This window comes from Aquimarina longa SW024 (assembly GCF_001401755.1).
Classification (GTDB): Bacteria; Bacteroidota; Bacteroidia; order Flavobacteriales; family Flavobacteriaceae; genus Aquimarina; species Aquimarina longa.
Genome location: NZ_KQ474106.1, coordinates 94,858 through 109,961 on the forward strand (window position 1 = coordinate 94,858; position 15,104 = coordinate 109,961).

Below are 15,104 nucleotides of genomic sequence, written 5' to 3' on the forward strand. Positions count from 1 at the left end.
TATAGATATAAGTTATAAAAATAATATTGATAAGGTTAAACAAAATTTAGGACGTACTTTTAATATAATCTTTAGAGCTAATTTTAAAGATATTTAACTCCACTATAACTTATCATTTCTTCTCCACCCACAACTTTTACAGAATTCTTAGTAATTTCAAACCCCTTATTCTCAAAAAAAGATCGAGTTCCTATATTTATCGGAGTAGTGAGAACTTCAATATTAGAATCTCTTGCTACATTTTCAAGTGTTGCATATAAATCCCCTGCAATACCTTGTCCATGATAATTCATATGAACAAAAACATATTCTATATTTCCTTTTTTATCCATACAAAAAGAGCCTACAATTTCGCCATTTAGTTTAGCATTGTAAATAAAATCACTTTTAAACTTTTCTTGCCAATACGCTTTATCTACGGCTAATCTAGAATAAGTTTTTATCTCAGATCTTGTAAATAACTTAGCTCCATATGTTATTACTGTTTGATAAAACAAATGTTGCATTAGTGGTAGATCCTGATATGTTGCTCGTAATATATTGCAATACATCTTACTAAGATAAAAAAAACAAATCTTCCTACACTATATTATTTATTATTTTATCTAATTATCTAGATAAAACACACAAAATAACCGACAAAAATCACAAAAAACATGATTCTCTGTATCAAATAATTGTCGATATCTAACTAGTAAAAAAACATAATATTACTACATTCTCTCAGGAACATCTATCCCCAATAATTTAAATGCAGATTTAATCGTTTTACCAACCATATCAGAAAGCTGAACTCTAAATATTTTTTCTTGATCTGTAGTGGCTCCAAATATAGATACATTCTGAAAGAATGAATTATAACTTTTTACTAAATCATAAGTATAATTAGCAATTATCGCAGGACTGAGCTCATTTGCTGCATTTTGTATAACATCTGGATAAAGCTCTAATTGCTTAATTAGTTCTTTTTCTTTTTCATGCAATATAACATCAAAAACATCTTTATGATAATCAAAATTTGCTTTACGTAAAATTGCTTGAATTCGGGCATAAGTATACTGGATGAATGGCCCTGTATTTCCTTGGAAATCTACTGATTCTTCCGGATTGAAAAGAATACGTTTCTTAGGATCTACTTTTAAAATAAAATATTTTAGAGCTCCAAGACCTATGATCTTATATATATCATTCTTTTCTTCTTCTGTATATCCATCTAATTTACCTAAGTCTTTAGAGATTATACCTGCTGTTTTTGCCATCTCAAGAATCAAATCATCTGCATCCACCACTGTACCTTCTCTACTTTTCATCTTACCACTTGGCAGATCAACCATTCCGTAACTTAAATGATGTAAATTCTCTGCCCAATCATATCCTAATTTATTTAAAATAGCAAATAGCACCTTAAAATGATGATCTTGTTCATTCCCTACAGTATAAATCATTCCTCCAACATCAGGATTGTCTTTAATTCGTTGGATTGCTGTACCGATATCCTGTGTCATATAAACAGAAGTACCATCACTACGCAATACTAATTTGTCATCTAGTTTTTCTTCACTTAGATCACACCATACTGATCCATCGTCTTTCTTATAAAAGATCCCTTTATGTAGACCTTCCTCGATATTATCTTTACCTAATAAATAAGTATTACTCTCATAATAATAGCTATCAAAATCCACTCCTAATGATGCATATGTTTGATCAAAACCTTTATACACCCACCCATTCATTGTTTTCCATAACTGCACTACTTCATCATCTCCTGCCTCCCATTTACGAAGCATTTCTTGAGCTTCGACTATAATCGGAGCTAATTTTTTAGCCTCTTCTTCTGTTTTACCTTCATCAATTAATTGAACTATTTGTTCCTTATATACCTGATCAAATTTCACATAATAATTCCCAACTAACTTATCACCTTTTAGTGCTGTAGTATCAGGGGTTTCTCCGTTTCCATACTTTTGCCATGCAATCATTGATTTACAAATATGGATCCCTCGATCATTAATGATTTGAGTTTTATACACCTTTTTACCACTAGCTTTTATAATTTCGGCTACAGAATATCCTAAAAGATTATTTCTAACATGCCCTAAGTGCAGAGGCTTGTTAGTGTTGGGAGAAGAATACTCTACCATAACAGCTTTACTATCTTCTAGCTGAGTCACAAATCCGTAGTGTTTTTCTGCTTTAATTTTTATAAAGAAATTAGAGTAGTATTCGTTTGAAACGACTAGGTTCAAAAACCCTTTAACAACATTATAATTATCAATTTCTTTTAGATTTTCTACCAAGTATTGACCTACAGATTCTCCTATTTTCACAGGGTTTCCTTTTACGACTCTAAGCATTGGAAAAATAACAACGGTAATATCTCCCTCAAACTCTTTTCGGGTAGCCTGTAATTCTACAGATTCTAAATCAATAGTATATAATTGCTGTATTGCTTCTTTTACTTTTTCCGAAAGGACTTGTTGTAAACTCATTCTCTAAAAAATTAAGCAGCAAAGATAATAGAAAATACTACGTAGCACTAAGTGTTTCCTTATCATTTCGTTTTTCATACCTAAAAAACATACATAGGCAACTCTCTTATAAAACTCTTAAACTTGTTGCAAAAATATATCAAAGAGCAAGCACTTCTTTTATAGTAATGAAACGCATCAAAATAAAAGTATCAGTTCTCCAAAAATTTATAGCCCTGATGCTAACTAGAAATACGTAATATTTTAATTCTAAGCAATAACTAATAAAACATATACTATAGAATTATACCCTAAAGAAATTCTCATCAACTTTAAAATTATATTAGAAATATATCTTCTAATTATTATTTCATTTTTAAAATAAAGAAAATAGACACCTAAATTCATAAGAAAAGTTATGATACTAATAACCGAATAACGGTTAGTGAAAATTTATAATAAATAAGAATTATTTTTTATTCCGATCTTTAATTTCTTTGTAACTTAATCAGAAAAAATGAAAATTCTCCTTACTGGAACGAATGGGTATATAGGAATGCGACTATTACCATTATTATTAAATGCTGGACATGAAGTTATATGCTGTGTAAGAGATAAAAACAGACTATCACTAGATAATGAAACTAGAAACAAGGTTATCATAGTAGAAATAGATTTTCTAAAAACACCAGATTTTTCTATTTTACCTACTAATATTAATATAGCTTACTATCTAATTCACTCTATGAGTTCCTCTACGACTGATTTTGATGAAAAAGAAAAAACATCTGCCCTTAACTTCATTAAATATATCGAAAAAACAACTATCCACCAAGTAATTTATTTAAGTGGCATTGTAAACGAAAAAAACCTATCCAAGCATCTATGGTCTCGCAAAAATGTAGAAGAAACATTGTATAAAGGCAATTACAACTTAACTGTTTTACGATCCGGTATTATTGTCGGTTCCGGAAGTTCTTCTTTTGAGATTATAAGAGATCTATGTGAAAAACTTCCTGTAATGATTACCCCAAAATGGGTAAACACTAAAACTCAGCCAATTGCAATTAGAGATGTCTTATTATTTATGACAGGTGTTTTAGACAATAAAAAATGCTATAATCAATCCTTTGACATAAGTGGTCCAGACATAGTAACATATAAACAACTGTTGTATTTATATGCTAACGTAAGAAAAATAAAGCTATTCATTTTCACAATCCCAATAATGACACCAAAACTTTCGTCTTATTGGCTTTATTTTGTAACATCTACCTCTTATAAACTTGCATTAAATTTAGTCGACAGCATGAAGATTCCTGTTATTGCAAATGATAAACGTCTTCAGGAAATATTAAACATTACTCCAATGAATTATGTGAAATCTTTAGAGTTAGCATTTATAAAAATCGAGCAAAATCAAGTTGTTTCTAGTTGGAAAGACTCTATGGTTAGTGGTCGTTTTAAAAGTAATATTCAAAAATATATTACTGTCCCTAAAAGAGGATGTTTTAAAGACCAAAAAACAGCTATAGTAAAAGATTTAGAAAAAACAGTAGAAAAAATTTGGACAATAGGAGGAGAAAATGGATGGTATTACGGAAACTGGATATGGAAAATAAGAGGATATATTGATAAATTTTTTGGAGGAGTAGGATTACGCAGAGGAAGAACACACTTAGATGAAATATCTTCTGGAGATGCTCTAGATTTTTGGAGAGTATTAGTTGCCGATAAAGGAAATAAACGTCTGTTGCTTTTTGCTGAGATGAAAGTTCCTGGAGAGGCTTGGTTAGAATTCGAAATAGACAAAGACAATATTTTACATCAAACCGCAACCTTTAGACCTAAAGGTATTTGGGGAAGAATATACTGGTATGCAATGATGCCTTTTCATTATTTTATTTTTGATGGAATGATTCGAAAAATAACATTATAGCAAATTTTACTAGGACAAAACACTTATTTTATCGATAAATTGCATTATTACTTTGTTTTTTTCATATATTTAAGAAAACGAATATATGAGGACAACTTTACTATTTATATTTTTATTAATACTATGCTCTTCTTGTAATTCTACATCTGTTAAAGATGAAGAATTACACAAACTAGCACTGTTAATGATTGGCGATTTCTCTAATAAGGAACAATCTATAAACGATACTAGCTTTGAACATCTAGATCTAAAAAATACTAGAATCTGGAAAAACAAGCCTGGATATTGGATACATTCAAAAATATCAGATGGTAAAAACAAAAAAAAAGTGTATTACCAGAGAATAGTTCATTATGAAAGATTAGACTCTTCTACCTTTAAAAGCACTAATTATAAAATAATTAATGCTAAAGATTACGACACAAGCAAAAAGTCAGATTACTCTTACACACTAACAATGAAAGACCTTGAAATAAGAACTGGATGTCATGTATATTTTAAGAAAAAAACTTCGACAATATACTCCGGAAAAACAAATAAGGGGTCGTGTTATAGTGATCTTGATTATATTGATTATCTAATGAATACATTTGTTGTAAGCAAAGACAAAATAACTGTATGGACTAAGGGATATAATAACAAAGGGAAGCAGATATGGGGAAAAATCAAGGGACCATATAAATATAAAAGAATCTCTAATAAATGACCTCCTCTTTAATAAAACAACATCAAATAAAATCTGCTAATGTTTTATTTTCCAAAACCTTTAATGTACTATCTCTTACCTCAATCATAACGCTATGTACTGCACACTTATTCTCATCAGGACAGTCATCACATTTTTCATAAAAATTAAGACTAACACAAGGTAGCATTGCAATGGGACCTTCTAACACTCTAATTACAGATACCATAGTGATATCTTTGGGTTCTTTGATCAAATAATATCCTCCGCCTTTTCCTTTTTTAGAGCCTAAAAACCCTGTTTTTCTCAATGTTAACAAGATACTTTCTAAAAACTTTTGAGAAATATTTTCATTAGTCGCAATCTCAGAAATTAATACGGGATCATCACACCTCTTCCTAGCAATATATGTAAGTGCTTTTAGACCATATTTAGTTTTTTTAGAAAGCATATTTAAAGTAATTTTTCTGGTTTGTGATCTTTTTTTTTAGAGTTAAGTCTAAAATTTAATGTACAAAAACATTAACTACATTTTTTAGGTAGAAAAACTTCTGCCATCATACAACGTGCACTTCCTCCTCCTAATGTTTCAATTGTATTAAGATCACTACTAACAATTTCACAATGTTTTTCTATCCTAGTAACTTGGTCTTTAGTAAGATTTTCAAATGCCATTGCTGACATCACAAGGTAACGTTTATCTTTTGAACCAACAACCTGAAGCATATTTCCTACAAAAGAATTCACTTGATTTTCTGTAATTTTGATAATCTCTTTATCATCATTTTTTAGATGATTTATAAGGTTTTTACGTTCCTTTTTATCATCTATCGCATCTAAACATACTACAGCAAATGTTTCTCCTACTAACATCATAACATTGGTATGATATATTGGTAACCTCTTACCCTCAATAGTTTGATTGGCATAAAAAACAACTGGTGTGTACTCAAAATCCTCACAGAATTCAATTAATAAGTCCTCATCAGCACGTGGAGACAATCCACAATATGCTTTTCTATTTACTCGATCTAATACTAAGCTACCCGTCCCTTCTAAGAACACTCCTTCATCCTCTGCATCTGTATAATCTATGATGTTTTTTATCTCAAAACCAAGTGCTTCCACTTTATCTAATACTTCTCCTCTACGTTCTTTTCTTCTATTCACTGCAAACATTGGATATAATCCTACATCACCATTCTTATGAAAAGAAACCCAGTTATTAGGAAAAATAGAGTCCGGAGTATCATTTCCAGGATCATCATCCACTACAATAACCTCTACTCCTATTCCTTCTAATACGTTTACAAATTGATCAAACTCTTTCTGTGCTTTTTTGTTAGCTTCTTCTCCTGTAATATCAATATCCTTCTGATAATAATTATTTACAGTAGTTTGTTTGTTCATCCTAAAATGCATTGGACGAATCATGATTATAGTATTAGTTACTTGCATGTTCTAAACTAGCTTAACATTTTTTCTGCAATCGTTGTTGTTGTTGCTTTTAACACCTCAAAAGCAGCTTCAGCCATTCTATTACCTTTATTATCTAAAGTAGGGTTGACTTCTACCACTTCAAAACAAACTGTTTTTTTTGTTTCAACAAATGCCTGAATAATATAAATTGCTTCATTAATATCAAAACCTCTAGAAACTGGTGTTCCTGTTCCTTTAGAGATTAAATCACAGTCTAAGCTATCAACATCAAAGGATATATAAATCATGTCACAAGATTCTAATCTTTGAATAGCTTCTTTCAAGCATTTTTCAAAACCACGATAGCGAACCTCTTCTACAGTATAATTCTTTATTTTATTTTCAGATATCACATTTTCTTCTGGTTCTTCTGTATCTCTTACCCCAAAATATATTATATTTTGATGAGCTACTTTCTGCCCTTCAATACCTATATTTTTCATTTCATTCCACAAATTAGCTGTCTCTTGCGACACTTCATTTGTCTTATAATTCATATTATCATCAGAAAGCGCAGCAGCTAATGGCATACCATGTATATTTCCTGAAGGCGATGTATATGGTGAATGCACATCTGCGTGCGCATCTATCCATACTACTCCTAGTGTTTTGTTTGGGTTTGCTGCCTTTATTCCACTAATTGTACCCAAAGCTGATGAATGATCTCCAGACAACACTATTGGATACACACCATCTATCAAATTTCTCTTTACACTATCATTCAATCGAGTACATACATTAAGTACGCTACCTATTCGTTTAGCAAACGAATTATTTACTTTATTGTATATTGTTTCATTTTCTGTTTCTACATTTTCAAATCCATATCGATTAAAATAATCATCACTCTTATTAATAGCTGCAATTTCTATTGCATCAATTCCAAGATCAGAACCTCTTGTTCCGGCACCAATATCTGATCTATTTTTAATTAACTTAATTTCTTTCATTATATATTTCCTAATATATCCGTCAATTTTTTTATACTGTTTTTTAAAATTACAAAAGCCTTATTGATATATGAAATAACATTAAGGCTTTTAAGTTTTATCGGTATAAATTTTTATCTATTTTCCACTTTTACAAAATCTCTATAGTTTTCTCCTGTATATATTTGTCTAGGTCTTCCTATTGGTTCTTTACGAAGCCTCATTTCTCTCCATTGAGCAATCCATCCCGGCAACCTTCCTAAAGCAAACATTACAGTAAACATTTCGGTAGGAATACCTAAAGCTCTATAAATAATTCCCGAGTAAAAATCTACATTAGGATATAATTTTCTTTTTACAAAATACTCATCTTCTAACGCTACCTTTGCCAACCCTTTTGCAATATCTAGAACTGGATCTTCAACGCCCATATCTCCTAGTATTTCTTCTGCTGATTGTTTAATAATCTTAGCTCTTGGATCAAAGTTTTTATATACTCTATGACCAAATCCCATTAGGCGGAAAGGATCATTTTTATCTTTTGCCTTTTCAATATATTTAGCAGTATCTCCTCCATCAGCTTTTATAGCCTCTAACATCTCTATAACTGCTTGGTTTGCACCACCATGAAGAGGTCCCCACAATGCTGATATCCCAGCTGATAATGACGCAAATAATCCTGCATGAGAAGAGCCAACTATTCTTACTGTAGATGTTGAGCAATTTTGCTCGTGATCTGCATGTAGTATTAATAATTTATCAAGTGCATCATTTATAAGTTTATTTGCTTCATAGGCCTTATTAGGTCTTGCGAACATCATTTTATGTAAATTCTCCACATATCCTAAAGAATTATCACCATAATCCAATGGTAGACTTTTTCTTTTTCTCATTGTCCAAGCTGCCAGTACAGGAAACTTTGCTAATATTTTAACTATAGCATTATACATTTCTTCTTCAGAGTCAACATCTACAGATCCTGGGTTAAATGCTATCAAAGCACTCGTCAATGAAGACAACACTCCCATAGGATGAGCACTTTTAGGAAATCCATCAAGGATTTTCTTCATATCCTCATCTACATGAGATTCTTCTTTTATATCTTTATCAAACTTTGCTAATTGTATTGCTGTCGGTAATTCTCCAAAAATTAATAAATAAGCAACTTCTAAAAAATCTGCCTTTTCTGCTAATTCCTCTATAGAATACCCTCGATACCTTAAGATTCCTTTCTCTCCATCAAGAAAAGTAATAGCACTCTCACAACTTCCAGTATTTTTATACCCTGGATCAATCGTTGTAACTCCTCCAGTTACTCCTCTAAGTGTTTTAATATCAATTCCTAATTCTTTCTCTGTTCCTTCTATAATTGGGAACTCATATATATTATTGTCGATTTCTAACTTAGCTGTTTTTGACATTTGATTATTTTAGAATTTTGCTGTTATTGTAGGAATGCTAAATTACAAAATATAGTGTTAATATATTATTAATCATAGCATCATTTTTATTGTATTCTTATTTTAAAATTTCTATAAAAAAAGAGGCTATCTTACAAATAGATAGCCTCCTAGTAGTATACATAATTATTCTACTTATTTTATTTTAAAAGCTTTTTCTTTTGGATAAAAAGCAATAGCTCCTAATTCTTCTTCAATACGAAGTAATTGATTATACTTTGCCATTCGATCACTACGAGATGCTGACCCCGTTTTAATCTGCCCAGTATTTAATGCCACAGCTAGATCTGCTATAGTATTATCCTCAGTTTCTCCAGAACGGTGTGACATCACAGAAGTATACCCTGCATTATGTGCCATATTAACAGCTGCAATCGTCTCTGTAAGTGTTCCTATCTGATTTACTTTTATTAATATTGAATTAGCTATATTATTTTCGATTCCTCTAGAAAGTCGTTCTACATTAGTAACAAATAAGTCATCTCCTACTAACTGAACTTTATCTCCTATTTTATCTGTTAGATATTTCCAACCTTCCCAATCATTTTCATCCATTCCATCTTCTATAGATATTATTGGATATTTAGACGCTAATTCTGCTAAATAATCTGCTTGCTCTTCACTTGTTCTTACAACACCTTTATCTCCTTCAAATTTTGTATAATCATATTTCCCGTCAACAAAAAATTCTGCCGCAGCACAATCTAAAGCAACCATTACATCATCACCTAACTTATACCCTGCTTTTTCTACGGCTAATGCAATAGAATCCAAGGCATCTTCTGTACCATCTAATGTTGGAGCAAACCCTCCTTCATCACCTACTGCTGTACTTAAACCACGATCATGTAATACTTTTTTAAGGTTATGGAAAATTTCTGTTCCCATTTGCATAGCATGTGTGAAATTTTTAGCTTTTACTGGCATTACCATAAATTCTTGAAAAGCTATTGGAGCATCACTATGTGAACCACCATTAATAATGTTCATCATAGGCACTGGTAAGGTATTAGCACTCACTCCTCCTACATAACGATACAAAGGCATATTAAGCTCGTTAGCTGCAGCTTTAGCCGCGGCTAGTGAAACTCCTAATATAGCATTAGCTCCAAGTTTTGATTTATTAGAAGTTCCATCTAATTCAATCATTGTTTGATCTAATAGATTTTGATCAAATATAGAATACCCTAACAACTCTTCAGCAATTATTGTATTTACATTTTCGACAGCTTTAAGAACTCCTTTACCCATATAATCAGTACCTCCGTCTCGTAATTCTACGGCTTCGTGTTCTCCTGTAGATGCTCCAGAAGGAACAGCTGCTCTTCCTAAAACACCATTTTCGGTAACTACATCTACCTCTACAGTTGGGTTACCTCGTGAGTCTAAAATCTGTCTAGCGTGAATATTAATAATTACACTCATGTCTTTAATTTATTTGTTGGATGATTTTAATTCTTCGCAATATACAAAACCAGTAATTTTTAACCTCTTCAAAAAAACCAATTTTACTATAAAAACTCTAATACTAAAAGTAAGTTATCAACTATAACGTTATAGATTAAAAATACTGTTAAAGCACTTTAAGAATTATTCAAACTTGTTGATTCATTTTATGCTTTGGTTTTAGCTTTCTTAATATTATCTATAAATAGGTCAAATAAATAGGTTGAATCATTAGGCCCTGGGCTAGCTTCTGGGTGATACTGTACTGAAAAACAATTCTTATTTTTCATTCTCATTCCTGCAACAGTATTATCATTAAGATGAACATGCGTTATCTCTACATTAGGATGTTTTTCTGTATCTTCTCTATGAATTGCAAAACCATGGTTCTGAGAAGTAATTTCTCCTTTACCTGTTACCAAATTTTTAACTGGGTGATTTATTCCTCTATGACCATTATGCATCTTATAAGTACTAATACCGTTTGCTAATGCTATTACTTGATGCCCTAAACAAATTCCAAATAAAGGCAAATCATTTTCCAAAATCTCTTTAGCAGTAGCTATTGCTTGTGTTAATGGCTCAGGATCACCAGGTCCATTAGATAAAAAATATCCATCTGGCTCCCAATCACTCATTTCAGAAAACTTCGTATCATAAGGAAATACTTTTATATAGGCATCTCTCTTTTCAAAATTGCGAAGTATATTCTTCTTTATTCCTATATCCAAAGCTGCTATTTTATAAGTTGCATTAGGATTACCAACAAAATATGGCTCAGTAGTAGATACTTTTGAAGCTAACTCCAATCCATTCATGTCAGGAACTGCTGCCAATTCTTTTTTCAATCTTTCAATATTATTAACCTCTGTAGAAATTACCGCGTTCATTGCTCCATTATCTCTAATGTAACTTACTAATGCTCGAGTATCCACATCTGATATTGCTAAAAGATTATTATTCTCTAAAAATTCTTGTAACGAACTATCTGCTAGATCTCTAGAAAATTCATAACTAAAATTCTTAACTATTAAACCTGCAATTTTAACTGAATCAGATTCAATTTCTTGATCATTGGCTCCATAATTACCAATATGCACATTTGTTGCAACCATTAATTGCCCATAATATGAAGGGTCTGTAAAAATTTCTTGATACCCTGTCATACCTGTATTAAAACAAACTTCTCCAAAGGCACTACCTTCTTTGCCTACTGCTTTTCCGTAAAAAATAGTTCCATCTGATAATAATAGAATTGCTTTCTTTCGAGATTGATATTTCATCTGCTTATAAATATTGTTTTCTAATGGTTCACGATGTACTTTAAACAACATATATTTAATTAATATTTAAAATTAACTTATATGCAAATCCATCGTTTGACCTAATTTTATTACAAAATTTCCGTTGAGGTGGAAACTAAACCTATACATTCTTATATCTACTTAACTTAAAAACAGCATTAACAAAAGTTTCTTTTTAATTCGTATTGTGTTAAAAAATAACTTTATTTCTATTATATACAATTTTAAAGATAAACCGATATTAAATTAAATTTTATTAGAATCGACAAGATTACTCAAAAAAAAAGGATAAACGGTAAACGTTTATCCTTTTCTTATTATGTGCAATTCGCATCTTTCATCTATTCTTCTTCAGAACTAGTCGTTTCTTTTGCTGCTGCTGGAGCAGAAGCAGTTTTCTTACTTCCACCTCTTCTTCTAGATTTTTTCTTAGCAGGCTTACCAGCATTATAAAGCTCGTTATAATCTACTAATTCAATCATTGCCATATCAGCGTTATCTCCTAGACGATTACCAAGTTTAATAATTCTTGTGTACCCTCCTGGTCTATCGCCTACCTTAGTAGCAACATCTCTAAACAATTCAGTAACTGCATATTTATTACGCAATCTACTAAATACGATACGTCGATTATGAGTAGTATCATCTTTAGATTTTGTTACTAGTGGCTCTACAAATTGCTTAAGTGCTTTTGCCTTTGCAACTGTAGTATTGATTCTTTTATGTTCTATTAGAGAACAAGCCATATTCGCTAGCATAGCTTTACGATGTGCTGTTTTTCTCCCTAAATGATTTACTTTTTTTCCGTGTCTCATGACATTTAATTTTAATCATCATCTTGCTACAACCCTCTCTGGGGAGCAAAATATGATAGATTAGTCTTTATCTAATTTATATTTAGAAAGATCCATCCCAAAGTTAAGTCCTTTAACATTAACTAGCTCTTCAAGCTCTGTTAAAGATTTTTTACCAAAGTTACGGAACTTCATTAAGTCATTTTTATTGTAAGATACTAGATCTCCTAAGGTATCAACTTCTGCAGCTTTTAAACAGTTAAGTGCACGTACAGAAAGATCCATATCGATCAACTTTGTTTTTAACAACTGTCTCATGTGAAGTGATTCTTCATCATAAGTCTCTGTCTGTGCAATCTCATCAGCTTCTAATGTTATACGCTCATCAGAGAATAACATGAAGTGGTGTATTAATATTTTAGCAGCCTCAGTTAATGCATCTTTTGGATGAATAGATCCATCAGTTACAATTTCGAAAACTAATTTTTCGTAATCTGTTTTTTGCTCTACACGGTAATTCTCAATGCTATATTTAACATTTTTAATTGGAGTGTATATTGAATCTGTAAAAATAGTTCCAATAGGAGCATTAGTTTTCTTATTTTCTTCTGCAGGAACATAACCTCTACCTTTTTCAATAGTAATCTCTAGGTTAAGTGCTACTTTTTTATCCATATTACAGATAATCAGATCAGGGTTCAACACTTGGAATCCAGAAATAAATTTCTGAAAATCACCCGCTGTTAATTGTTCTTGACCTGAAATAGATATCGTTACAGATTCATTATCTATATCTTCTATCTGACGTTTAAAACGTACTTGCTTAAGATTTAAAATAATTTCAGTAACATCTTCAACTACCCCAGAAATTGTAGAGAACTCATGATCTACGCCTTCTATTCTAAGAGAAGTTATAGCAAATCCCTCTAAAGAAGATAGCAAAACTCTTCGCAAAGCGTTACCAACTGTTAATCCATACCCTGGTTCTAATGGTCTAAATTCAAATTTACCATCGAACTCAGTAGAGTCAATCATGATAACTTTATCGGGCTTCTGAAAATTTAATATTGCCATATTATTGTTTCTTCTTTGAGTTATTACTTAGAGTATAATTCGACGATGAATTGTTCATTAATATTTTCCGGAATCTGAATTCTAGCCGGAACTGATACAAAAGTACCCTGTCTAGTATCATTATTAAAGGTAATCCATTCGTAAACCTTGCTATTATTAGCTAATGAATTTTGGATTACTTCTAATGATTTTGATTTTTCTCTTACTCCAACAACATCTCCTGGTTTTAATTGATAAGAAGGAATATTAACTTGTTTCCCATTAACAGTTATATGTCTGTGAGAAACTAATTGTCTAGCACCACTACGAGAATTAGAAAGTCCCATTCTATAGGCTACATTATCCAAACGAGACTCACAAAGTTGAAGTAATACTTCACCAGTAATACCTTGAGAGCGTGTTGCTTTCTCAAACATATTACGGAATTGGCGCTCTAATACTCCATAAGTATACTTTGCTTTTTGTTTTTCCATTAACTGGATAGCATACTCACTTTTTTTACCTCTACGTCTGTTATTACCATGCTGCCCTGGAGGGTAGTTTCTTTTTTCGAAAGATTTATCATCTCCGAAGATCGCTTCACCGAATTTACGAGCGATTTTAGTTTTTGGACCAGTATATCTTGCCATTATTAAAATTTTAGTTATTGAGGATAATCATGAATTAAGGTCTCTTTCCTTCGATAATTATTTTTCCTCATTTAGATTTACTTGATAGTTATAAAAAGATCCCGAATCTAAAAATTCGGGATAAAAATTATACTCTACGTCTTTTAGGAGGACGACATCCATTATGTGGCATTGGAGTTACATCAATAATTTCTGAAACTTCAATCCCTGCATTATGAAGAGAACGTATTGCTGACTCTCTACCATTACCTGGACCTTTAACGTATACTTTTACTTTCTTTAATCCTGCTTCAATAGCTACTTTAGAGGCATCTTCTGCTGCTAACTGAGCCGCATAAGGTGTATTCTTTTTAGAACCTCTAAATCCCATTTTACCTGCAGAAGACCAAGAAATAACGTCTCCCTTTTTATTTGTTAACGAAATAATAATGTTGTTAAAAGAAGCTGTTACATGTGCTTCTCCTATCGATTCAACAATTACTTTACGTTTTTTTGAAGTTGACTTTGCCATACTACTTATTATTTAGTTGCTTTTTTCTTATTTGCAACTGTTTTTCTTCTTCCTTTACGTGTTCTAGAATTATTCTTAGTACGTTGCCCTCTAAGTGGCAAACCTGCTCTATGTCGTATACCTCTATAACATCCTATATCCATAAGACGCTTGATATTCAATTGTACTTCAGATCGCAATTCTCCTTCTATGGTATAGTTCCCTACAGCTTCACGAATACGACCAATTTGATCATCATCCCAATCAGAAACTTTTATGCTTTCATCTACTTTGGCAACGTCTAAAATTTCTTTAGCTCTACTTCTACCAATTCCGAAGATATAGGTTAACGCTATAACTCCTCGCTTTTGTTTAGGTATATCTACCCCTGCAATTCTTGCCAT

General features: G+C 31.5%; 15 protein-coding genes. 2 read left to right on the forward strand and 13 right to left on the reverse strand.

Annotation, left to right across the window (positions count from 1 at the left end):
• Nucleotides 1–83: 83 nt before the first annotated feature.
• Both N456_RS21510 and argS read right to left on the reverse strand, forming a co-directional pair.
• A complete protein-coding gene (locus N456_RS21510; RefSeq protein ID WP_062061975.1) occupies nucleotides 84–551 on the reverse strand; it encodes a GNAT family N-acetyltransferase in 468 nt (155 codons plus the stop codon).
• A gap of 162 nt (nucleotides 552–713) precedes the next feature.
• Nucleotides 714–2,492, reverse strand: coding sequence for an arginine--tRNA ligase (gene argS / locus N456_RS21515; protein ID WP_062061978.1), 1,779 nt, complete (start codon nucleotides 2,490–2,492; stop codon nucleotides 714–716).
• Between the two features lie 496 nt (nucleotides 2,493–2,988).
• Here argS and N456_RS21520 point away from each other — a divergent pair, with 496 nt between their 5' ends.
• Together N456_RS21520 and N456_RS21525 are read left to right on the forward strand one after the other, a co-directional pair.
• Complete coding sequence (locus N456_RS21520) at nucleotides 2,989–4,410, forward strand: SDR family oxidoreductase (protein ID WP_062061980.1); 1,422 nt, start codon at nucleotides 2,989–2,991, stop codon at nucleotides 4,408–4,410.
• Nucleotides 4,411–4,495: 85 nt separating this feature from the next.
• Nucleotides 4,496–5,116, forward strand: coding sequence for a chromophore lyase CpcT/CpeT (locus N456_RS21525; RefSeq protein WP_062061982.1), 621 nt, complete (start codon nucleotides 4,496–4,498; stop codon nucleotides 5,114–5,116).
• Nucleotides 5,117–5,138: 22 nt separating this feature from the next.
• On the opposite strand, the gene N456_RS21530 is transcribed toward N456_RS21525, so the two are convergent.
• From N456_RS21530 to rpsM, 11 genes are all read right to left on the reverse strand, one after another.
• Complete coding sequence (locus N456_RS21530) at nucleotides 5,139–5,546, reverse strand: RrF2 family transcriptional regulator (RefSeq protein ID WP_062061986.1); 408 nt, start codon at nucleotides 5,544–5,546, stop codon at nucleotides 5,139–5,141.
• A 71-nt stretch (nucleotides 5,547–5,617) separates the two neighbouring features.
• On the reverse strand, nucleotides 5,618–6,553 hold the full coding sequence (gene ctlX, locus N456_RS21535; RefSeq protein ID WP_062061989.1) for a citrulline utilization hydrolase CtlX: 936 nt from the start codon (nucleotides 6,551–6,553) through the stop codon (nucleotides 5,618–5,620).
• A gap of 8 nt (nucleotides 6,554–6,561) precedes the next feature.
• Nucleotides 6,562–7,524 (reverse strand): arginase, encoded by a 963-nt coding sequence (locus N456_RS21540; RefSeq protein WP_240315574.1) that lies wholly within the window; start codon nucleotides 7,522–7,524, stop codon nucleotides 6,562–6,564.
• Nucleotides 7,525–7,637: 113 nt separating this feature from the next.
• Nucleotides 7,638–8,924, reverse strand: a complete 1,287-nt coding sequence (locus tag N456_RS21545) for a citrate synthase (RefSeq protein WP_062061995.1) — start codon at nucleotides 8,922–8,924, stop codon at nucleotides 7,638–7,640.
• Nucleotides 8,925–9,098: 174 nt separating this feature from the next.
• Entirely contained in the window at nucleotides 9,099–10,388 is a 1,290-nt protein-coding gene (eno, locus tag N456_RS21550) for a phosphopyruvate hydratase (protein WP_062061998.1), read from the reverse strand.
• Nucleotides 10,389–10,576: 188 nt separating this feature from the next.
• Nucleotides 10,577–11,692, reverse strand: coding sequence for a glutamine-hydrolyzing carbamoyl-phosphate synthase small subunit (gene carA, locus N456_RS21555; protein ID WP_062062275.1), 1,116 nt, complete (start codon nucleotides 11,690–11,692; stop codon nucleotides 10,577–10,579).
• 362 nt (nucleotides 11,693–12,054) lie between these two features.
• The gene (gene rplQ / locus N456_RS21560; protein ID WP_062062001.1) at nucleotides 12,055–12,528 is read right to left on the reverse strand and encodes a 50S ribosomal protein L17; all 474 of its coding nucleotides are present in this window, start codon (nucleotides 12,526–12,528) and stop codon (nucleotides 12,055–12,057) included.
• 60 nt (nucleotides 12,529–12,588) lie between these two features.
• Complete coding sequence (locus N456_RS21565) at nucleotides 12,589–13,581, reverse strand: DNA-directed RNA polymerase subunit alpha (protein ID WP_062062003.1); 993 nt, start codon at nucleotides 13,579–13,581, stop codon at nucleotides 12,589–12,591.
• Nucleotides 13,582–13,604: 23 nt separating this feature from the next.
• Nucleotides 13,605–14,210 carry a 30S ribosomal protein S4 gene (gene rpsD / locus N456_RS21570; protein ID WP_062062010.1) on the reverse strand — a complete coding sequence of 202 codons (606 nt, stop codon included), beginning with the start codon at nucleotides 14,208–14,210 and terminating at the stop codon, nucleotides 13,605–13,607.
• Nucleotides 14,211–14,337: 127 nt separating this feature from the next.
• Nucleotides 14,338–14,721 (reverse strand): 30S ribosomal protein S11, encoded by a 384-nt coding sequence (rpsK, locus tag N456_RS21575; RefSeq protein ID WP_062062013.1) that lies wholly within the window; start codon nucleotides 14,719–14,721, stop codon nucleotides 14,338–14,340.
• Between the two features lie 8 nt (nucleotides 14,722–14,729).
• Complete coding sequence (gene rpsM, locus N456_RS21580; RefSeq protein ID WP_062062018.1) at nucleotides 14,730–15,104, reverse strand: 30S ribosomal protein S13; 375 nt, start codon at nucleotides 15,102–15,104, stop codon at nucleotides 14,730–14,732.